This is a genomic window from Pseudomonas sp. Xaverov 259 (assembly GCF_019352915.1).
Taxonomy (GTDB): Bacteria; Pseudomonadota; Gammaproteobacteria; order Pseudomonadales; family Pseudomonadaceae; genus Aquipseudomonas.
This window is the reverse complement of the sequence record NZ_JAAAFV010000031.1, coordinates 312,308-336,560: the sequence shown is the minus strand read 5'-3', so window position 1 is coordinate 336,560 and position 24,253 is coordinate 312,308. Positions and strand designations below refer to the sequence as shown.

The following is a 24,253-nucleotide window of genomic DNA, read 5'->3' as shown; positions in this document are numbered from 1 at the left end:
GTATTCCGGCAGCCACAGGCTGTCATCACGGATCAGCACGCTGGCGCCGTTGATCAGCGGGTGCATCCAGCCTTCATGGGAACCATCAAAAGCGAAGGACATGAAGTGCAATTCGCAATCGGCAGGGCCGGTTTCGTAGCGCTCGCCGGTGGCGATGATGTGCGCCACCAACGGGCCGTGGGAAACGGCCACGCCTTTGGGCATGCCGGTGGAGCCGGAGGTGTAGATCACGTAGGCGAGGTTGTCGCCGTCCAAATTGACGCTTGGTGCCGTGTCGCTGTAGCCCGTCCAGTCCTCAGCGCGGTCGATGGCCAGGGTTTCAAGCCCTTCCGCTACCGGCAATTGCGCCAAGGCACTGCTGTGGCTTAGCAGCAATTTCGCGCGGCTGTCTTGCATCATGTACAGCAGGCGATCACGCGGGTATTCGATGTCGAGCGGTACATACACGCCACCGGCTTTCATCACCGCGAGGAACGCCACCATGATTTCGGCACTGCGTGGCATGGCAATCGCCACCCGCACCTCCGGGCCAACGCCACGGGCGATCAGCGCATGGGCCAAGCGGTTGGCCTGGCGGTCCAGCTCGCCATAAGTCAGGGTTTGCGCATCGAACTTGACCGCCACCGCATCCGGGTTTTCCCGCGCGCGATCGGCGAACAGCTCATGCACCAGACGCTCGGCCGAGAAGCCAGAATCAGTGCAGTTCCACAGTTGCAGGATGTGCTGCTGCTCGTCGCTATCCAGCAGGTTCAACTGGCCGATGTTCTGCTGCTGATCGGCAACCATCGCCTGTAATAAATTCTGCCAATGGCGCGCCATGCACTCGATAGTGGCGGCTTCAAACAGATCGGTGGCATACCCCAGCGAGGCCCACAGCCCTTCGGTACTTTCATGCACATCCATGTCGAGGTCGAAGTGCGCGGTACGGCGCTCCCACTCCAGGCCTTCGATGTGCAAATCCGACAGCGCCTGCACACCCAGCCGTCCTTCGCTCTGATAGTTGAACATCACCTGGAACAGCGGGTTCAGGCTCAGGCTACGCTCGGGTTGCAGGGCCTCGACCAATTGCTCGAACGGCAGGTCCTGATGGGCCTGAGCCTCCAGCGCACGCTGCTTGACCTGGGCCAACAACTCGGCAACCGTCATGTGCCCGTCGATATCGGCCTTGAGCACCTGAGTGTTGACGAAAAAGCCGATCAGCCGCTCGGTTTCCACACGGTTGCGGTTGGCGATCGGCACGCCTACGCGAATATCTTGCTGGCCGCTGTAGCGGTGCAGCAACGTCTGAAACGAGGCCAGCAGTAACATAAACATCGTCACGCCCTGCGCTTGCGCCAGGGCTTTAAGACCTTGCGCCAGGCTGGCGGGCAACGGCACATCCAGGCGCGCGCCGCGATGGCTTTGCTGCGCCGGGCGTTGATGGTCAAATGGCAACTCCAGCACCGGCTGCTCGCCACCGAGCAAATCGCGCCAATAGTCCAGTTGCCGGGCCTTTTCACCCGCCTCCATCCATGTACGCTGCCATACGGCAAAGTCGGCGTACTGGATCGGCATCACCGGCAACTGTGCTGCCTGGCCCTGGCTGAATGCCGCATAGAGTTGTACCAGCTCGTCGATCATGACGTGCATCGACCAACCGTCAGAGACGATGTGATGCTGCACCAGCACCAAAACATGATCATCCTGCGCCACACGCATTAAGGTCACACGCAGCAACGGTCCGCTTTGCAGGTTGAACGGCTGGGCGATTTCGGCTTCTACCTGCGCTTGCAGATCGGCTTCTTGCACGTCAACGCCAAGGATAGGTAACTGCGCCTGCGCACGGATAACTTGCCGCGCACCGTCCGCGTGCTGTTCAACGCAGGTGCGCAGGCTTTCATGACGAGCGACCAGCACATCGAAACTGCGCTGCAACGCCACCGTATCCAGCCGCCCCTTGAGGCGCAAGGCACTGGGGATATGGTAGGCGGCGCTGTCCGGGGCCAGTTGCCAAAGGAACCACTGACGCTCCTGGGCGTAGGACAGTGGCAGCGGCTGATCACGACCGACCGGCACCAGTGCCGGCGCCTGCTCACCGAAGCCCCCTTCCACGGCGTGCAAGGCGCTGGCAAAACCTTCCAGGCGTGGCTGCTCGAACACCAGCTTGAGCGGTACTTCGCGCCCCAGCGTATGCCGCAGGCGCGAAACCACCTGCATGGCCAACAGCGAATGCCCGCCCATTTCAAAGAAGTGATCGGTCAACCCTACGCGTTCGACACCCAGGATCTGCGCCCATACGGCGGCGACCTGCTGCTCCAGTTCAGTCACCGGTGCCACCCATGCCTGCTGCGACTCACTGGCGTCGGGTTTGGGCAGCGCGTGACGGTCCAGCTTGCCATTTGGGTTCAGCGGCATGCGGTCAAGGAAGATGAGGTGGGCCGGAACCATATAATCCGGCAGTTGTTCGCGCAGCGTCAGTTTGAGGGTTGCAGCGTCTTGCTGTTCGGCAACCAGATAGGCGACCAATTGATTGTCGACGGCCAGCACCAATGTTTCGCGCACGCTGGGCTGGGCCAACAACAGCGCCTCGATTTCACCCAGCTCGATACGAAAACCACGAATCTTGACCTGATGATCGACCCGCCCGACATACTCAATGACCCCATCGGCGCGATAGCGTGCCAGGTCGCCGGTGCGGTACAGGCGCTCGCCGGTTGCGCCGAACGGGTCCGGCACAAAGCGCTCAGCCGTGAGCAGTGCGCGGTTCAAATAGGCGCGCGCCAAACCGCAGCGGCTACCGATGTACAGCTCGCCCACCGCCCCCAACGGCGCCAGGTTCAAGTCGCGGTCCAGCACATAAAGGGCGCGACCTGGCAAGGAACGGCCAATCGGGCTGGCGGTGGCACCGACGATTTCAGCAGCCGATGTGCAATCCAGCACACTCGACACCACGGTTGCTTCTGTAGGGCCATAAGTATTGAGCAAGCGCACATGGCCAAGACCGGCTTTCACCCACTGTGCTGGGCCGTCCAGTGGCATGGCTTCGCCACCGATGTGCACCTGTCGAAGCGCGCCATAAGACCGTGGCCCCGCCGCCAGGCAGTCGAGCAGGAACAGGTTCCAGTAAGCGGTCGGCAAGTCAGCCAGGGTGATGCCTTGGGCGATGATTTCGTCGTACAGCCGAGCGCTGTCCCACAGCTGCGGCCCGCGCAGGACCACCGTCGCGCCGTGGGTCAGTGCCGGGTAGAGCTGTTCGACGAAACCGTCGAAATTCAAGGTAGCGAATTGCAGTACGCGGTCATCCTGGGTCAGGCGCGAATAGTCGGCGGCCATCCGCGAAAACTCGGTCAGCGCCGCATGATCGATGGCCACGCCTTTGGGCTTGCCGGTGGAACCGGAGGTGTATATCACGTAGGCCAGGTTGTGTTTGTCGACCTTGACCTGCGGGTTGCTCTCGCCGTAGTGGGCCAGCCCCGACTCCGCCACGTCCAGCGTCATCATGCCCTCGGGCAGCGGCATCGGCACATGGGCTTGCGTCAGCACCAAACGCACACCGCTGTCCTCAAGCATGTGCAGCAAGCGTTCACGTGGGTATTGCGGGTCCAGCGGCACATAGGCGCCGCCAGCCTTGAGCACGGCCAACAAACCGACCACCATCTCGAACGAGCGCTCGACCGCTACACCCACCCGCACTTCCGGGCCGACACCGCGCGCGATCAGCGCATGCGCCAGGCGATTGGCCTGGTGATTCAGCTCGGCATAACTGATTGCGTGCTCGCCCAGGCACAGGGCAACCGCCTCCGGGCGGCGTTGCACCTGAGCCTCGAACAACCCGTGAACGCCTGCCGCCGCTTCGAACGCAGGGCCACCCTGGTTCCAGGCATTCAGCAAATCACGCTGTTCCGCATCGATCAACATTGCCAGCTGCGCCACACGGGTGTCCGCACGCCCGGCTATCGCGCGCAGCAAACGCTGCCAATGCTCGGCCATGCGCTGCACAGTGGGCGCGTCAAACAGGTCAGTGGCGTAGGTCAGCGAAGCCCAGATACCTTGCGGGGATTCCTGAGTATCCAGGCTAAGGTCGAACTGTGCGCTCTGACTGCCCCACTCCAGCGCCTCAAGTGCCAGGCCCGGCAATTGCAGCTCGCCACGCGACTTATGCGCTTCAGTCTGGTGGTTGAACATCACCTGAAACAGTGGGTTGTGGCTCAGGCTGCGTTCCGGTTGCAGCGCCTCGACCAGCTGCTCGAACGGCAGATCCTGATGGCTCTGCGCCTGGAGTGCGCGCTGCTTGACCTGGGCCAGCAACTGACTGAAGAGCATCTGCCCGTCGATATCGGCCTTGAACACCTGGGTATTGACGAAGAAGCCGATAAGGCGCTCGGTTTCTGCGCGATTACGGTTGGCGATCGGTACACCGACGCGGATATCCGACTGCCCGCTGTAGCGATACAACAGCGTCTGAAATGACGCCAGCAACAGCATGAACAACGTCACGCCTTCGCGTTGAGCCAGCGCCTTGAGGCTGCTGACCAACACCGCGTCCAGGTCCATGTCCAGATGCGCGCCGCGATAGCTTTGCACCGGCGGGCGCGGATGATCCAGGGGCAACTCCAATACCGGCTGCTCACCGCCCAACAGCTCAACCCAATAACCCAGCTGGCGCTCTTTTTCGCCGGCTTCCATCCAACTGCGCTGCCACAAGGCATAGTCGGGGTATTGAACCGGCAACTCAGGCAAGCGCACATCCTGGCCCTGGCTGTAGCCTACGTACAACTGCACCAGCTCATCGACCATGACCTGCATCGACCAGCCGTCGGAGACAATGTGGTGCAACACCAGCACCAGTACATGCTCATCCGGCGCCAGCTGCAGTAACTTCACCCGCAACAGCGGGCCCTGCTGCAGATCGAAGGGTTTGGCGACTTCGGCTTGCACTTGAGCTTCGAGTTGCGTGTGCTCACCCACACCCTCAGCGATCTCAAGGTGCATGTCCGGTTTCACCACCTGTAACACCTGGTCGACGTCCTGATGCAGGCAGGTGCGCAAACTTTCGTGACGGGCAATCAAGGTGTCAAAGCTGCGCTGCAAGGCCGACCGATCAAGTCGACCTTTCAACCGCAGGGCGCGCGGCAAATGGTAGGCAGGGCTCTGCGGCTCCAACTGCCACAAAAACCACTGCCGCTCCTGGGCATAAGAGAGTCGCAGCGGCTCGCCTTCCTGACGCTTGAAAACCGGGGCAATCTCAAACAGGTTGATGCCTTGCTGCTTGAGCATTACCGCCAACGCTTTCTTTTGTTGCGCAGAAAGTGAACCTACCGACTCGATTAATGCTTGCACGCCACGCCCCTCAGGAAATCAATTTATCCAAATCTTCTGCTGATAGACGTTTGAGGGCCTCCAAGGATTTAGCCAATGCGTCCTGCACCGGCGAATTATTTGTTTGCTGGGCGGCTACATAGGCACTGAAATCCGCCAGGGTCGGGGTGGTGAAGATCGATTTGACGTCGAATTCGGCGTGCAACTGCTCGCGCAGCCGCACCACCACTTGGGTGGCCAACAGGGAATGCCCGCCCAACTCGAAGAAGTTGTCGTTCAGGCCCACTCGCTGCACGTCGAGCACCTCGGCCCAGATCGCGGCGATCTGTTGTTCCAGGTCGCTGCCCGGCGCCACGTATTCGCGCGCCTGCAGGTTGGCGTCCACCTTGGGCAGCGCCTTGCGGTCGAGCTTGCCGTTGGGGCTCAGGGGCATCTGCTCCAGCAACATCCATTGAGCGGGGACCATGTAGTCCGGCAGGTGTTGGGCCAAGTGCGCGCTTAATACGTCGCGCCAGTCGTCGGCGGCGTGTTGCAGCACCAGGTAGCCCACCAGGTATTTGCCGTCGACGGCCAGCACCGCGGCTTCACGCACCCATTCGTGCTCCAGCAGGCGCGCTTCAATTTCACCCAACTCGATACGCAGGCCACGCAGCTTGACTTGGTGGTCGATACGCCCGGCGTACTCAATCACACCGTCGTCGCGATAGCGCGCTAGGTCGCCGGTGCGATACAGGCGCTCTCCGTTGACAAACGGGTTGGCAATGAAGCGCTCGGCGGTCAATGCCGGGCGGCGATGGTAACCTCGGGCCAGGCCGACACCGCCCAGGTACAGCTCGCCCAACACGCCCACCGGCGCCGGCTCAAAGTTGCCATCGAGGATGTAGCAGCCCAGGTTGGCAATCGGGCGACCAATCGGCACTGCATCGCGGCCTTCATCAACGCAGGTCCAGTGGGTCACGTCGATGGCGGCTTCGGTCGGGCCGTAAAGGTTGTACAGCCCGGCTTGCGGCAGCTTAGCGAATACCTGCTGTTGCGCATCCACCGGCAGTGCCTCGCCGCTGCACACGATGCCGTGCAAGGTGTGGCAAGTCGCAACGGTGGGGTCTTGCATAAATGCCTGCAACATCGAGGGTACAAAGTGCAGCGTGGTGACCTGTTCGGCATTGATCAGGCTGACCAGCCTGGCCGGGTCGCGGTGATCGCCGGGCGCAGCAACGACCAGGCGTGCGCCGGTCATCAGTGGCCAGAAGAACTCCCACACCGACACGTCAAAGCTGAACGGGGTCTTTTGCAGCACAGTGTCGCTGACATCCAGGCCATAGGCTTCCTGCATCCATTGCAGGCGGTTGGTCAGGGCCGAATGACGATTGCCGGCGCCTTTTGGCTGGCCGGTGGAACCGGAGGTGTAGATCACGTAGGCGAGGTTTTCACCGTCCAGGGCAATACCCGGATTCTCTGCGCTATAGCTGTCGAACCCCGTCTCGCCAAGTACCAGCGTTTCCAAACCGTGTGGAATCGGCAACTGCTCACGCAGATGCGCTTGAGTCAGCAGCAGCTTCACGCCGCTGTCTTCAAGCATATAGGCCAGGCGCTCACGCGGGTATTCCGGGTCCAGCGGTACATACGCGCCACCGGCCTTGAGCACCGCCAGCAGGCCGACCACCATCTCGATGGAACGCTCCACCGCCAGCCCTACCAGTGAGTCCGGGCCAACGCCCGCTTCGATCAGACGATGGGCCAGGCGATTGGCGCGGCGGTTCAGCTCGGCGTAATTCAAGCGTTGCTCGGCAAACACCAGTGCCGGAGCCTCTGGCGTGAGCGCAACCTGCGCTTCAATCAGTTGATGCACGGTTTGCTGCAACGGGTAATCGCGGGATGTTGCGTTCCAGTCCTGAATCACCTGCTGGCGCTCAGTAGCGTCGAGCATCGCCAGCTCACCCAGGCGTTGCTGCCCGCCCTCAAGCATCGCTTGCAGCAGGTTAACCAGATGCCGGCCGTAGGCTTGCACCGTGCTTTCATGGAAATGCGCGCGGGCAAAGCTGAATTGCACCGACAGCGTTTCGCCCAGATCCACCAGCACTGTCAGCGGGAAGTTGGTTTGTTCATGGGCATGGGGCTCGCCAAACTGAATGCCGCTGCCGCCGCTTTGCTCCAGGGCTTTGGACACCGGGTAGTTCTCGAACACCAGGATATTGTCGAACAAGGCTTCACCGCCCTGCCCGGCCCAGCGCTGAATGTCATACAGGCCGGTATGTTCATGCTCACGCAAGGCCAGGTTTTGCGCCTGCACCGCTTGCAACCAGTCGGCCACCGTCACCTGCCCCTCTACCGCGCAGATCACCGGCAAGGTGTTGATGAACAGACCGATCTGCTGTTCAACGCCCGCAAGCTCCGCCGGGCGCCCGGCCACGGTGGCACCGAAAGCCACCACCGCCTGGCCGCTGTGACGCTGCAACAGGATCAGCCACGCCGCCTGGATCAGAGTGTTGAGCGTGACCTTGTTGGTGCGGGCAAACGACTCCAATCGTGCAGTGAGTGTGCGGTCAAGATCGAGTTGATGCTCGCCATGCCCTTGCACCGCCATTGGTTGGCTGCTGCCCAGCCGAGTTGGGGTTTGCAACGCACTCAACTGCTCGCGCCAGAAGGCTTCGGTCGCAGCGGCATCACGCTGTTGCAGCCAGCCGATGTAATCGCGATAGCGCCCGGCCGCTTCCGGCACCGCCACGCCGGCATAGCGTTGCAGCACTTCGCCGAACAGCCGCGAATTGCTCCAGCCGTCCATCAGGATGTGGTGGTTGGTGTAAATCAATTCGTAGCGCTGCTCATCGGTGCGCACCAGTACCAGGCGCACCAGTGGTGCCTTGGCCAGGTCAAAACCCTGATTGCGCTGGGCCTGTTGCAGCTTGCGCAGTTCAAGTTCGCGCTCCGGCATGGCGCGCCAATCCAGAACCTGTATCGGCAACCGCGCCTCGCGGTACACCACCTGGCACGGCCACTCCAGCTGGCCTTCCCAGAAGAACCCGCTGCGCAGTACATCATGGGCCTGCACCGTGGCATCCCAGGCGTGCTGGAAGCGCGCCACGTCCAGGCCCTCGGCCGTCACGCGGATCTGGTTGATGTAGTCGCCCGCCGTTTGCTCATAGAGGGTGTGAAATAGCATGCCCTGTTGCATGGGCGACAAGGTGTAGAGGTCTTCTACGGCATCGAAGGCCAGCGGCAACGACTCCAGCTGCGATTGATTCAAGCGCGATAACGGGAAATCGGAGGCGGTCACACCGCCATTGCCGGGCGTGCAGCAATGTTCTATCAGCGCGTTGAGTTCGCGGGTGTAGGCCGCGCTCAGCGTTTCGATCACAGCAGGGTCGAACATCTGCGGGCTGAACGTCCAGCCCAGTTGCAGTTCGCCGCCATAGACTTGGCCGTTGAGCGTCAGCCAGTTACCCAGCGGCGCGTCCGGGCTTTGTTCGGCACCGGCGCTTTCTGCGGCGGGCGCGAACAGCGTGTGCGGCTGGTCAAAACTGCCGTCGACCTGGCCCAGGTAGTTGAAGGTGATGCGCGGCGCCGGCAAGGCACTGAACGCCTCACGTGTGGCGTCATCGCCCAGGTAACGCAAAGCGCCAAAACCCAGGCCTTTATGCGGCACGCTGCGCAGTTGCTCCTTGATCTGTTTGATCGAAACCGCCAAGGACGCGTCCGGAGTCAGGCGCACCGGAAACAGACTGGTGAACCACCCCAAGGTGCGCGTCAGGTCAATGTCGTCAAACAGGTCCTCACGGCCATGGCCTTCCAGCTGGATCAGGCTCGAGGCCTGGCCCGTCCACTGGCAGATCACCCGCGCCAGGGCCGTGAGCAGCAGGTCGTTGATCTGGGTACGGTAGGCCGTGGGCGCCTGTTGCAGCAATTGCCGGGTGCGTTCGGCATCCAGTTGGCTGACCACGGTCTGGGCCAGTCGGCCGTGACGCGCGCCTTGCGGGTCGCGGCACGGCAAGTCGGTGGCCGCACCTTGCAGCTGTTGCAGCCAAAAGGCTTGCTCGGACGCCATCGCAGCGCTACGGGCATGGGCTTGCAAGCGCTCGGCCCAGGCTTTGAACGACGAGGTTTTGGCCGGCAATTTTTGTTCGCGATACAACGCTTGCAGGTCTTCGAGGAATACCCGCCAGGACACGCCATCCACCACCAAGTGGTGCATCACCAGCAACAGGCGCTGGGAACCGTCTGCCAGCTCGGCCAGTACTGCGCGCAGCAATGGCCCCTGTTGCAGGCCGAGGCTGCGCTGGGCTTTTTCGCACAGCGCGGTCAACTCGCTGGCATCCGCCACCGTGGCTTGCCAGAGTACCGGCGTGCCGGCTGCGGCATGCTCGGCCCTCCAACCCTCAGGGTGCTGGCTGAAGTTCAAACGCAGCACATCGTGATGGGCGATCAGGCCCTGCAACGCGGCTTCCAGACGATCGCCCTGGAGCGCTTGGCGCGGCGTCAGCAAGAAGGACTGGTTCCAGTGATGCGGGTCCGGCAACTGCATCTCGAAGAACAACTGCTGGAACGGCAGCAACGGTGTCTCACCTTGTACCGGGCCTTGGTCGATCAACCGCGCGGTTTGCAACTGCGCCACCCGCGCGAGGCTGCGCACGGTTTGATGCTGGAACAACGCCTTGGCGGTGAAATGAATACCGGCGGCACGCGCGCGGCTGACCACCTGGATCGAGATAATCGAGTCACCGCCGCGCTCGAAGAAGTTGTCGTTCAACCCCACATGCTCGATGCCCAGCACATCGGCCCAGATGGCGGCGATCTGCTGCTCCAGAGCGCTTTGCGGGGCTTCATATTGCTGCGTGGCTTCGGGCGCTGGCAGCGCCTTGCGGTCAAGCTTGCCGTTGGGGCTCAGGGGCATCTGCTCCAGCAGCATCCATTGTGCGGGCACCATGTAATCCGGCAGGGTTTCGGCCAGATGAGCGACGAGCACATCGCGCCAATCGTCAGCTGCGTTTTGCAGCACCAGGTAGCCCACCAGGTATTTACTGTCCGGCGCCAACACGGCCGCTTCGCGGACGTAATCGTGCTCCAGCAAACGCGCTTCAATTTCGCCCAATTCGATACGCAAGCCACGCAACTTGACCTGATGATCGGCCCGCCCGGCGTATTCGATCACGCCGTCTGCGCGATACCGCGCCAGGTCGCCGCTGCGGTACAGACGCTCGCCGCTGACAAAGGGATGGGCGATAAAACGCTCGGCGGTCAATGCAGGACGGCGGTGATAACCACGGGCCAGCCCGACGCCGCCCAGATAAAGCTCGCCCAGCACGCCAATCGGTACCGGTTCGAAATGGCTGTCGAGGATGTAGCAGCCCAGATTGGCAATCGGACGGCCAATCGGCACGGCGTCACGCCCTTCATCGACGCAGGTCCAGTGGGTCACGTCGATGGCTGCTTCGGTCGGACCGTACAGGTTATACAGCCCGGCTTGCGGCAGCTTGGCCAAGACTTGCTGTTGCGCATCCATCGGCAGTGCCTCGCCGCTGCACACGATGCGCTGCACGCTGTGGCAGGTCGAAACCGCCGGATCTTGCAGGAACGCCTGCAACATCGAGGGCACAAAGTGCAGCGTGGTGATCTGTTCGGCGGCGATCAGGCTGACCAACCGGGCCGGATCACGGTGATCGCCCGGTGCTGCAACGACCAGGCGCGCGCCGGTCATCAGTGGCCAGAAGAATTCCCACACCGACACGTCAAAGCTGAACGGGGTCTTTTGCAGCACAGTGTCGCTGACATCCAGGCCATAGGCTTCCTGCATCCATTGCAGGCGATTGAGCAGCGCTGAATGTCGGTTGCCGGCGCCTTTGGGCTGGCCGGTGGAACCGGAGGTGTAGATCACGTAGGCGAGGTTTTCGCCATCCAGCACAATGTCCGGGTTCGCGTCGCTGTAGCCTTCGAAGCCAGTTTCACCCAGCACCAAAGTTTCCAATCCTGACGGGATCGGCAACTGTTCGAGCAGATGCGCCTGAGTCAGCAACAGCTTCACGCCACTGTCTTCAAGCATGTAGGCCAGCCGTTCACGCGGGTATTCCGGGTCCAGCGGCACATACGCGCCACCGGCCTTGAGCACCGCCAGCAGCCCCACCACCATCTCGATGGAGCGCTCCACCGCCAGCCCCACCAGCGCATCCGGGCCAACGCCGGCCTCGATCAAACGATGGGCGAGGCGATTGGCGCGGCGGTTCAGTTCGGCGTAACTCAGCGCCACGTCACCAAAGCGCAATGCCGGTGCATCCGGCTGCGTCAGCACCTGCGCTTCAATCAGCTGATGCACCCACTGGCCTTGCGGGTAAGCACGCTCGGTGGCATTCCACTGATAGATCAGCTGTTGGCGCTCTGTGGTGTCCAGCGTCGCCAGGTCCTGCAAGGCCAATGCAGGGTTGGCCACGGCGGCGCGCAACAGGTTCAGCCAATGGCCGAGCATGCGCGAGGCGGTCGCGGCGCCAAACAGGTCGGTGGCATAGGTCAGGGAGGCCCAGAGGCCGTCGCCGGTTTCCTGGGTATCCAGGCTCAGGTCAAACTGGGCGCTCTGGGTTTCCAGTTCGAGGCTGGCCACACGCAGGCCCGGCAGTTGCTGCTCTGCGGCTTGGGTCTTGGCTTGGTGATTGAACATCACCTGAAACAGCGGGTTATGGCTAAGGCTGCGTTCGGGTTGCAGCGCTTCGACCAGTTGCTCGAAGGGCAAATCCTGATGGGCCTGGGCTTCCAGCGCGCGGCGCTTGGTGTGTTGCAGCAGTTTGGCGAAGGTCATGTGGCCGTCGAGATCGGCCTTGAGCACCTGGGTGTTGACGAAAAAGCCGATCAGCGATTCGGTCTCGACGCGGTTGCGGTTGGCGATCGGCACGCCGACGCGAATGTCCGACTGCCCGCTGTAGCGGTACAGAAATGCCTGGAACGACGCCAACAGCAGCATGAACAGCGTCACCCCTTCACGCTGCGCCAGGGCCTTGAGACCGGCGACCAGGGCGGGTTCCAGGGCGATGTCCTGGCGTGCGCCGAGGAAACTCTGCTGTGCCGGGCGCGGGTGATCGAGCGGCAGTTCCAGCACCGGCTGCGTGCCGCTGAGCAACTCACGCCAGTAATCCAGTTGGCGGGCCTTCTCCCCCGCTTCCATCCAGCGGCGTTGCCACACCGCGTAGTCGGCGTACTGGATCGGCAGCGGTGCCAACGTGCAGTCCTGGCCCTGGCTGTAGGCGGCATACAGCTGCATCAGCTCTTGCACCATCACGCCCATCGACCAACCGTCAGAGACGATATGGTGCTGCACCAGCACCAGCACATGCTCTTCTTCGCCCAGGCCGAGCAAGCTGACCCGCAATAACGGACCTTGCTGCAAATCGAAAGGCCGGGCGATTTCAGCTTCGACGCTTGCTTTAAGCCCGGCCTCGTCGACGGGGCGTTCAGCGATCTCGACCACAGCCTGGGCCAACACTTGCTGAGCACGCTGCTCGCCCTCCAGGTGCAAACGGGTGCGCAGGCTCTCATGGCGTGCCACCAGCGTGTCGAAGCTGCGTTGCAGTGCGGCCTTGTCCAGGCGCCCACTCAGGCGCAAGGCGCCGGGGACGTGATAGGCCGCGCTGTCCGGGTCCAGTTGCCAGAGAAACCACTGGCGCTCCTGGGCATATGACAGCGGTGCGTGCTGGCCGTCCTCGCGAATCGAGGCGATCGGCAGTTGCGCGAAACTCATGCCACGGCTTTGCAGGCGTTGGTAGAACTGTTGACGCTGTTCCAGAGGCAGGCGAAGAAAGCGCGAAACCAGATCGATATTAGGGTTGGAAAGCATGGTTCAAATCGCCTCTAGTTCGCTCAAAAAGTCACGAAGATCATCAAAATCTTCCGCACTGCCGGCGCGGAAGGTGGCAGCGGCCTGGGCATAGGCGCGCAACGTTTCGGTCTGGAACACTTCCACCAGCGGCACTTCCAGCCCCAGTTCGGCCTGCACCCGCGAGGTGATCTGAATCGCCAGCAGGGAGTGGCCGCCCACTTCGAAGAAGTTGTCGTCCAGGCCCACGCGGGGCAGGTGCAGAATCTCGGCCCAGATCGCGGCGATCTGCTGCTCCAGAGCACTTTGCGGGGCCACGTAGTGCTGCTGCATCAGGCTCGCATCCGGCTCGGGCAGGCCCTTGCGGTCGAGCTTGCCGTTAGGCGTGAGTGGCATCTGCGCCAGGAACATGAAGTGCGTGGGCACCATGTAATCCGGCAAGCGGGTTTTCAGCGCACGGCGCAGGCTGTCGCGGAACTCGGTTTCATTTGGCTGCGCGATTGCTGGAACCACATAAGCCACCAGCTGTTTGCCGTTCGGGCCTTCCTGGGCCACGACAACGGTTTCGCCAACGCTGTCTTGCTCACGCAGACGCGCCTCGATTTCACCCAGCTCAATACGGAAACCACGGATTTTCACTTGGTGATCGACACGCCCCAGGTAATCCACCACGCCATCTGCGCGGCCACGGGTCAGGTCGCCGCTGCGGTACACGCGGCTGCCAGGCTTGCCGAACGGGTCCGGCACAAAACGTTCGGCAGTCAGTGCCGGGCGCTCAAGATAACCACGGGCCACGCCTTCGCCGCCCAGGTACAACTCACCGGCCACGCCGATGGGTTGCAGGTTGAGTTGCGAGTCCAGCACGTAGCCGCTGCGGTTGCCCAACAGCGTGCCGATCGGCGCATAGACCGCGCCGCAGGGATCGCCGCGACGGGCTTTCCACAGCAGCGGCGTGACCACGGTTTCGGTCGGGCCGTAGCCGTTGAACAGGTAGGTCGGTTTTAACGCGCGCCAGGCCAGGTCGTAACTGGCCTGTGCCACGGCATCACCGCCGAAGCAGTACACGCGCACATTGGGCGGGTTGCCATCGCGCTCGGCATGCTCGGCCAACTGTTGCAGGTACACCGGCGGGAACACGGCCATGGTCACGTTGTGACGGTGCATTTGCGCGTAGGTGTATTCCGGCAGCCACAGGCTGTCATCGCGGATCAGTACGCTGGCGCCGTTGATCAGCGGGTGCATCCAGCCTTCATGGGAACCGTCGAAGGCGAAGGACATGAAGTGCAATTCGCAATCGGCTGGGCTGGTTTCGTAGCGCTCGCCAGTGGCGATGATGTGCGCTACCAACGGGCCGTGGGAAACCGCCACGCCTTTGGGCATGCCGGTGGAGCCGGAGGTGTAGATCACGTAGGCGAGGTTATCGCCGTCCAGATTCACCTGCGGCGCGGTATCGCTGTAGCCGGTCCAGTCTTCGGTGCGGTCAATGGCCAGGGTTTCGAGCCCTTCCGCTACCGGCAATTGCGCCAAGGCACTGCTGTGGCTTAGCAGCAATTTCGCGCGGCTGTCTTGCATCATGTACAGCAGGCGATCACGCGGGTATTCGATGTCCAACGGCACATACACGCCACCGGCTTTCATCACCGCGAGGAACGCCACCATGATTTGCGCACTGCGTGGCATGGCAATCGCCACGCGCACTTCCGGGCCAACGCCACGGGCGATCAGCGCATGGGCCAGGCGGTTGGCCTGGTTGTTCAGCTCGCCATAAGTCAGGGTTTGCGTATCGAACTTGACCGCCACCGCCTCCGGGTTTTCCCGTGCGCGATCGGCGAACAATTCATGCACAAAACGCTCGGCCGAGAAGCCGGCGTCGGTCTGGTTCCACAGTTGCAGGATGTGCTGTTGCTCGTCCTGGCTGAGCAGTTTCAACTGGCTGATGGGCTGCTGCTGATCAGCAACCATCGCCTGCAACAGGTTTTGCCAGTGACGGGCCATGCGTTCAATCGTCGAGGCTTCGAACAGGTCGGTCGCATAGCTCAGGGACGCACTTAACTGGTCACGGGACTCCTCGATATCCAGGGTAAGGTCGAAATGCGCGGCCGTTTCATCCCAGCTCACCGGGCTCATGTCCAACTGCGCCAGGCGCTGTAAATGCTCGCTGGCCAGGCTGATGTGGTGGTTGAACGCCACCTGGAACAACGGGCTCAAGCTCAGGCTGCGCTCAGGTTGCAGGGCCTCAACCAGTTGCTCGAACGGCAGGTCCTGATGGGCCTGGGCTTCCAGGGCGCGCTGTTTGACCTGCTGCAACAACTGGGCAACGGTGGTTTGCGCGTCGATCTCGGCCTTGAGCACCTGAGTGTTGACGAAGAAGCCGATCAGTCGTTCGGTTTCTACGCGGTTGCGGTTGGCGATCGGCACGCCGACACGGATGTCGCGCTGGCCGCTGTAGCGATGCAACAACGCGTGGTAGGAGGCCAGCAACAGCATGAACAGCGTCACACCTTCGCGCTGCGCCAAGACCTTGAGGCCATCGAGCAACGGGGTCGGCAGCGCAATATACAGACGCGCGCCGCGATGGGACGGTACCGCAGGGCGCTGCTGATCAAAAGGCAACTCCAGCACCGGTTGCTCGCCGCCGAGCAGTTCACGCCAGTAGTCGAGTTGGCGCGCTTTTTCACCGGCTTCCATCCAATCGCGCTGCCAACGGGCGTAGTCGGCATACTGGATCGGCATCGCCGGCAATTGCAGGGTCTGGCCTTGGCTGTAGGCCGCATAGAGCTGCACCAGTTCGTCGACCAGCACTTGCATCGACCAGCCGTCGGAGATGATGTGATGTTGCACCAGGACCAGCACATGCTCGTCTTCAGCCAGGCGCAAGAGGCTCACACGCATCAGCGGCCCCTGGCGCAGATCGAACGGTTGCGCCACCAGCGCTTCAACCGTGGATTTGAGCTGCGTTTGGTCAGTGAGCTGCGACGCGATTTCGACCCACGCCTGTGGGCTGACCACTTGCACCGTGCGGTCGGCCTCTTGCTTAAAATGCGTGCGCAGGCTGTCGTGACGCGCCACCAGGGTATCGAAGGCACGTTGCAGGGCGCTGCGGTCCAGCGGACCTTTCAAGCGCAGCGCACTCGGCACGTGATAGGCCGAACTGTGCGGGTCCAGTTGCCAGAGGAACCACTGCCGTTCCTGGGCATAGGACAGCAACAATGGCTGATCGCGATCCGCCGCCACCATTGCCGGCGCCGAAGCGCTGACCGCGGCCAGATTGTTAACCCCCGCCAGATTGTTAATAAAGTCACCCAGCACGGGCTGCTCAAACAGCGTGCGCAGTGCAACTTCGAGCCCCAGGCCATGGCGCAAGCGGGACACCACCTGCGTTGCGAGCAACGAATGCCCGCCCATCTCGAAGAAGTGATCGTTGAGCCCTACCCGTTCAGCGCCCAGCACCTGGGCCCAGATAGCCGCGACGCGTTGCTCGGTCTCGGTAACCGGTGCAACCCAATCGACCAGGGCTTGGCTGATATCCGGCTTGGGCAGCGCGGCACGGTCCAGTTTGCCGTTGGGGCTCAGTGGCAAGCGCTCCAGTACCAGCAGATGCGCCGGAACCATGTAGTCCGGCAGCTCTTGGCGCAACGAGGCCTTGAGTTGCGTGCGCAATTGAGCCTGCTCGGTGTCGGACAACGACTGGCTGGCGACGATGTAGCCGACCAACTGGTTGTCCGCAGCGATCACCAACGCCTCGCGCACACTGGCCTGGGCCAGCAGGCGCGCCTCGATTTCACCCAACTCGATACGGAAACCTCGCACCTTGACCTGATGGTCGATTCGCCCCACGTACTCGATCATCCCATCGGCGCGATAGCGCGCGAGGTCACCGGTGCGGTACAAACGGCCGACGCCGTCAGCGCAGAAGGGATCGGGAATGAAGCGATGGGCCGTCAGGTCCGCACGCTTGAAATAACCCCGCGCCAGCAGCGGCCCGCCGATCACCAACTCGCCCGCAACACCTACCGGCACCGGGTTGAGGTTGGCATCCAGCAGGTAAATGGCCCGGCCATCCAGCACGCGGCCAATCGGCATCATCGACGGTAAGGCTTCACGGCCCTCGACATACGCGGCGCAGTCCAGGGCGGTGGCGGTCACCGTGGCTTCGGTAGGCCCGTAGGTGTTGAGCAGCCGCACGTGCTGCAAGCCCGCTGCGCGCCAGGCATTCAGCCCTTCAGGCGGCATGGCTTCGCCGCCAATGTGCAGTTGGCGCAGGCGCCCGTAATCACGTGGGCCCAGGTCTGCAAAGTCGCGCACCAGAGACAACCAATAGGCCGTGGTCAGGTCGACCACGGAAATATCGTGTTCAATCAGCTGCTGGTAGAAGGTGTCGCTGTCCCACAGTTCGCCACCACGCACCACCACCGCCGCACCGCAGCACAACGCCGGGTAGAGCTGCTCGACAAAACCGTCGAAGTTGAAGGTGCCAAATTGCAGCACGCGGTCATGGGCTTGCAGCGCAAACAGTTCGGTGAACACCTCCACGTGCCGGGCCAGGGACGCGAGGTCGATGCCCACGCCTTTTGGCCTGCCGGTGGAGCCGGAAGTGAACATCACGTAAGCCAGATTGGCCGGCTGCGCCCTCGAATCGGGGTTTTCAGCGCTGTAGTCGGCCAACCAGTCTGCGTCGGACTCCAGGCACACAAGCGTCAGGTTTTTGCTGATCGGCAGATGCGCCACCAACGGCTGCTGGGTCAGCAGTAATTGCAGACCGCTGTCCTCGATCATGCATTGCAGGCGTTCGGCCGGGTATTTCGGGTCCAGCGGCACATAAGCGCCACCGGCCTTGAGCACCGCCAGCAAGCCGACGATCATTTCCAGGGAACGGTCCACGGCAACGCCCACCAGGGTGTCGGCGCCGACGCCCAATGCGATCAGGCGATGGGCCAGGCGATTGGCGCGCAGGTTGAGGTCGGCGTAGGTCATACGCTGCTGATCCAGGATCAGCGCGATGTTTTGCGGGTGCAACGCGGCCTGTTGTTCGAAGCGCTGCAATACGCTTGCCTTGGCCGGTTGAGCGACACTGCGTGGGTTCCAGTCTTGCAGCACGCGGGTGTATTCATGCCCCAACAACATGGGGACGGCGCCCACGGCTTGCTCGGGCGCCTGGATAAATTGCTGCAGCAAACCCTGCAAGTAGGTGCCGATGTGCTGCACGGTGTCGGTGTCGAACTGCGCACGCAGGTATTCCAAGTGCAGGCTCAGGCGCTCGCCGCCGTGCACGGTCAGTGTCAGCGGGTAGTTGGTACGCTCCTGATGACTGACGCCACTGAAACGCAAACCACCCTCGCCCGACTGCTCCAGCGTCTTGGCCACCGGGAAGTTTTCGAACACCACCAGCGTATCGAATAACGCCTCACCGGCCGAACCGGCCCAGCGCTGGATATCAAACAGCGGCGTGTGTTCATGTTCGCGCATTTCCAGGTTCAGTGCCTGAACGCACCGCACCCAATCGCTGACGCTTTGCGCCGGGCTGGCAGCGGCAATCAGCGGTAAGGTGTTGATGAACAGGCCGACTTGCTGCTCGACATTCGCCAGCTGTGCCGGGCGCCCGGACACCGTCACCCCACAGGCGACGCTGGACTGGCCGGTGTAGCGTTGCAGCAGCAACAGCCACGCCGATTGCACCAGGGTATTGAGGGTCACTTGGTGTGCACGGGCGAAGGCCGAAAGGCGCTGAGTCTGGATAACATCCCACTCACAAAGCACTTCACCGTATTCACCCGCACCCTGCGCTGCGTTCTTGACCACACTGCGCGCCAGGTGCGTCGGCTCGTCCAACTGCGCCAGGCGCTGGCGCCAAAAGGCCTCGCCCAACGCCGGGTCCTGCCGTTGCAACCAGGCGATATGCTGGGAAAACGCCGCGCCCACCGGCGCCAATGCCTGGCCCTTGCAGGCTTGCAGCACTTCATTGAGCACCAGTGCATTGCTCCAGCCATCCATCAGGATGTGATGGCTGGTGTAGATCAAGTGCCAGCGGTCTTCAGCCGTACGCACCAACGCCACCCGCAGCAACGGTGGACGCGCCAACTCAAAGCCTTCGCGATGGTGCTCGGCGGCCAGGCTACCCAGGGCGGCGGGAAGGTCCTGACGCCCACGCCAGTCGAATTCAGTGAACGGCAAGCTGACCTGGCGATGCACCACTTGCAGGGCCTGGCCCTGGTCGTCCTGCCAGACAAACCCGGTGCGCAACATGTCATGCCGTGCCAGCACTTGCGCCCAGGCACGCTGGAATACCGCCACGTCCAGGCCGTGCACATCGGCCCGCAACTGGCTGACGTAAATATCATCCTCGCCCTGTTGGTAGAGGCTGTGAAACAACATGCCTTGCTGCATCGGTGACAGCGGGTACAGGTCCTGCACGTCCCTTGCTGGCAGTGCCAGCTCGTCAAGCTGGGGTTGGGTCAATTGCGCCAGGGTCACGTCGGCCGGTGTCAGGCCGCCGTGTTTCGGATCGACGCAATGCGCGATCAGGGCCAGCAGTTCCTGCTGGAAATCATCCGCCAGGCGCTGGACAGTCGCGACCTCGAACATCTCGCGGCTGAACCCCCACTGCAGGGCCAATTCACCGCCGTACACCTGCCCCTCCACCGTCAGCCAGTTGGCCAGCGGCGCCTGCGGGTCCTGGGCCTGCCCACTGCCCTGGGTGGCGGGAACGAACAGCGCCGACTGGTTGAACTGGCGGTCGAACTGCCCCAGGTAGTTGAACGTGATGCGTGGCGCGGCGAGCTTCGAGAGCGCTTCACGGGCGTCAGGCGTGCCGAGGTAACGCAGCAGGCCGTAGCCAATGCCTTTGTGCGGCACAGCGCGCAGTTGCTCCTTCACCGACTTGATCGCCGCCGACAGCTCGCCATCGGCGTGCAGGCGCACCGGGAACAGGCTGGTGAACCAGCCGACGGTGCGGCTCAGGTCGAGCGTAGCGAACAGGTCTTCACGGCCATGGCCTTCCAGCTGGATCAGCGCGGCAGGCTGCTCGCTCCAGCGGCTGACCACTCGCGACAGTGCGGTTAACAGCAGGTCATTGACCTGGGTGCGGTAGGCCGCCGGGGCGTCTTGCAGCAGTTGACGGGTGTGTTCGGCGTTCAAGCGGATTTCGAGCTTGCTGCCCAGACGACTCTGCAGGCCGCCCTGGGGGTTGTCGCAGGGCAGATCGGCGCTCGCGGTCTGGGCCTGCCAATACGGCAGTTGGTCACCCAGCGTCAGCGCATGGGCCTGCAACTGCTGCGCCCAGTCCTGGTAGGCACTGGTCTTGGCCGGCAACGCGGTGTTGCGGTAAGCCTGTTGCAGGTCTTCGAGCAGGATGCGCCACGACACGCCATCGACCACCAAGTGATGCACCACCAGCAGCAGGCGCTGGGCGCCGTCTGCCCTCGAGACCAGTACCGCGCGCAGCAGCGGACCCTGTTCAAGGTCGAGGCTGCGGTGTGCCTCGTCACAGAGTGCGGCCAGCTCAGCCTCGTCAGCGACCTGCGCCTGCCACACTGAAGCGCTTGCAACCGGCTCGGCGTGGGTCTGCTGCCAAGCGTCTGCCTGGTGCACAAAACGCAGGCGCAGGGCGTCATGGTGATTGATCAATCGGGTCAAGGCCGCATCAAGGCGCGCGGGTTCCAGGGCTTCACGCGGGGCCAACAACAGCGACTGGTTCCAATGCTGGCGCGCCGGGATCACCTGCTCGAAAAAGCTGTGTTGCACGGGCGTGAGGATCACCTCGCCGCTGACCGGGCCTTGATCGATAACCGTCGCCTGTTCAAAGCTCGCCACCAGCGCCAGGCTGCGCACGCTCTGGTACTGGAACAGGTCACGCGGACTGAGGCGAATCCCCGCCTGCCGGGCGCGGCTGACCACTTGGATGGAGATAATCGAGTCGCCACCCAGCTCGAAGAAGTTGTCGTCCAGACCCACCTGCTCGGCGCCGAGCACGTCACTCCAGATCGCTGCCAGAGCTTTTTGCAGGGCGTTCTCAGGCGCGACAAAGGCTTGCTGCGGCGCAGCATCCGGCAACGGCAGCGCCTTGCGGTCGAGCTTGCCGTTGGCGGTGACCGGCAGTTTGGCCAGGGTGACGAAGTGCGTGGGCACCATGTATTCCGGCAGGCTGCTGAGCAACCAGGCCTTGAGGTCGCTCGGCGCTTCACCCTCGTTAATCAGGTAGGCAACCAGCTGTTTGCCGTTCTGCACCAGCACCACGGCTTCTCGCACCTGCGGGTGTTGCATCAGGCGGGTTTCGATTTCACCCAGCTCGATACGCAAGCCGCGCAGCTTGACTTGATGGTCGAGGCGGCCGAGGTATTCGATCACGCCGTTATTACGTTGGCGCACGCGGTCTCCGGTACGATACAGGCGCTCGCCGTCAACAAAAGGGCTCGGCACAAAGCGCTCGGCGGTCAAGCCGGGACGGCGGTGATAACTGCGCGCCAGGCCGACACCGCCCAGGTACAACTCGCCTGAGACACCGGCGGGCACCGGGTTGAGTTGGGCGTCGAGCACATAGGTGGCAAGGTTGGCAATCGGGCGGCCGATGGGCACGCTGTCGGCGCCTTCGTCGACGCATGTCCAGTGGGTGACGTCGATGGCGGCTTCGGTGGGGCCGTAGAGGTTGAACAAACCCGCCGCTGGCAGCTTGGCGAACACTTGCAGTTGCGCGTCCAACGGCAAGGCTTCGCCGCTGCATACGATGCGCTTGAGGCTCGTGCAGGCACCCACGCCAGGCTCATGGATAAACGCCTGGAGCATCGACGGCACGAAGTGCAAGGTGGTGACGGCGTGGCGACCGATAGTCTCGATCAGCCGCGCCGGCTCGCGATGTTCGCCCGGTGCTGCGACCACCAAGCGAGCGCCGGTCATCAATGGCCAGAAAAACTCCCACACCGACACATCAAAGCTGAACGGGGTTTTCTGCAAGACCGCATCGCTGGCGTCCAAACCGTAAGCCTGCTGCATCCAGCACAAACGGTTGACCAGCGCGCGATGGCTGTTGCCGGCGCCCTTGGGTTTGCCGGTGGAACCGGAGGTGTAAATCACGTAGGCCAAGTTGAGCGCCTGGATGGCCACGGCCGGTGATTCGTTGCTATAGCCGTCCAGCCAACCCGGCGCCTGGTCCAGAACGATCACTTGCACGCCATTAATCGGCAGCAAAGCCTGCAGGCTTTGCTGGCTGAGCAACAGCTTGATGCCGCTGTCTTCGATCATGTAGGCGAGGCGTTCCTGGGGGTATTCCGGGTCCAACGGCACATAGGCACCGCCAGCCTTGAGGATCGCCAACAGACCCACCACCATCTCGACCGAGCGCTCCACACAGATACCCACCAGCACGTCGGGGCCAACGCCCTGCTCGCGCAAGGCATGGGCCAACTGGTTGGCGCGAGCGTCGAGCTGGGCATAGCTCAACGTGGTCTCAGCAAACACCAGCGCCGGAGCATCCGGGGTGCGCTGCACCTGTTCTTCAATGAGCGAGTGGATACCTTGCTCGGTCGGGTACGCCTGGGCCGTCTGGTTCCATGCCTGGATCAGCATCTGCTGCTCATCGGCGGCCAGCATCGGCAACTCACCGATGCGTTGTTCATCGCCGGCCACCATGGCATGCAACAGGCTGATCCAGTGCTCTGCCATGCGCGTTATGGAGGGCGCGTCAAACAGGTCGTTGGCGTAGGTCAACGCAGCCTGCAAGGTTCCGGACTTTTCGTAGGTGTCCAGGGTCAGGTCGAACTGGGTGGTACGGCCTTGCCACTCCACCAGCGCCAGTTCCAGGCCAGAGGCGGTGCTCACCGAGGCAATGTCCGCTACCACCGGCTGGTGGTTGTACATCACCTGAAACAGCGGCGTATGGCTCAGGCTGCGCTCGACCTTGAGGGCTTCCACCAGGCGTTCGAACGGCAGCTCCTGATGAGCCTGGGCGCCGAGAGCATGCTCCTTGATGCCCTGCAGCAGTTCGGCGACACGGGTTTGGCCGGTCAGCTCGGTACGCAGTACCTGCGTGTTGACGAAAAAACCGATCAGCCCTTCGACTTCATTGCGATTGCGGTTGGCGATCGGCACGCCGACACGGATATCACCCTGCCCCGTGTAGCGATGCAGCAGCACGTTGAAGGCGCCCAGCAGCAACATGAACAGGGTCACGTTGTGCTTTTGCGCACAGCTGCGCAGTTGCGCGGCGAGGCCGGAATCGATGGCGAAATTATGCCGGGTGCCCAGGTAGCTGGGCATGGCCGGGCGCGGGCGATCGGTGGGCAGCTCCAACACCGGATGTTCATCACCCAGACGGGCCTGCCAGTATTCAAGCTGGCGCGCCTGCTCCCCCGCTTCCAGCCAACGCCGCTGCCACAGGGCGTAGTCGCTGTACTGAATCGGCAGCGCCGGCAACTGCGGCGTTTCGTGGCGTTCGTGGGCGTCGTAGCAGCGAATGAACTCGTCGATCAGCACATTCATCGACCAGCCATCGGAGACGATGTGGTGCAGGGTCAGCAGCAGCACATGCTCATTCACATCCAGCTTGAGCAATTGCACGCGCAGCAGCGGGCCGTGCTCAAGGTCGAAGGGCAACAGCGATTGACGGGTCGCCGCCTGGTTGACGGCTTGCTCGCGCGCGTCAAAGGCCAGCGCACTGAAGTCCAGATGCTCGACGACAACCGACGGCTCGATGGCAACTTGCAGCAAGCGATCGTCGGCCTGGCGCTGGAAGACCGTGCGCAGGGTTTCATGACGTGCCACCAGGCTTGTGAATGCCTGCTCCAGTGCGCGCAGGCTGAGGGCGCCTTTTAAACGTACGGCGCCGGGCAGGTTATAGGCGCCACTGGCCGGATCCAGTTGCCACAGAAACCACATGCGTTGCTGCGCATAGGACAACGCCTGGCGATCCTCCACGTCCACCCCTGCCGGAATCGGAAACCGGGAAAAATCCACGCCTTCTTTCTGTAGGGCTTGCAGGAAAACCTGGCGTTTTTCCAGGGGCAACCCGATAAACCGGCGAGCAAGTTTCAAGGAGTCTTCAGCATTCATTTCTTGGAGTCCGGAACAATAGGCAGGAAGCACAAAGGCACGTCGTCCCTATAAAACGAACCGGACAAGGAAAAATTAGCGGGGCGTAAGCGGCGTGAAGCGCGGTGTCATCAAGGGTTACAT

The 24,253-nt window shown here is 62.6% G+C and carries 3 protein-coding genes; all 3 read right to left on the bottom strand.

The annotated features are described in order from the left end of the window. On the bottom strand, positions 1-5,256 hold a 5,256-nt coding region (locus tag K0H48_RS30730), incomplete at its 3' end, for a non-ribosomal peptide synthetase (RefSeq protein ID WP_257626954.1). A 73-nt stretch (positions 5,257-5,329) separates the two neighbouring features. Next, positions 5,330-13,111, bottom strand: a complete 7,782-nt coding sequence (locus K0H48_RS12015) for a non-ribosomal peptide synthetase (protein ID WP_219267619.1) — start codon at positions 13,109-13,111, stop codon at positions 5,330-5,332. Positions 13,112-13,114: 3 nt separating this feature from the next. Further along, complete coding sequence (locus K0H48_RS12010) at positions 13,115-24,130, bottom strand: non-ribosomal peptide synthetase (RefSeq protein ID WP_219267618.1); 11,016 nt, start codon at positions 24,128-24,130, stop codon at positions 13,115-13,117. Positions 24,131-24,253: the final 123 nt, after the last annotated feature.

Coding starts and splice junctions, on each gene's coding strand:
- K0H48_RS12015 (WP_219267619.1), bottom strand. CDS start 13,111: ATGCTTTCCAACCCTAATATCGATCTGGTTTCGCGCTTTCTTCGCCTG.
- K0H48_RS12010 (WP_219267618.1), bottom strand. CDS start 24,130: ATGAATGCTGAAGACTCCTTGAAACTTGCTCGCCGGTTTATCGGGTTG.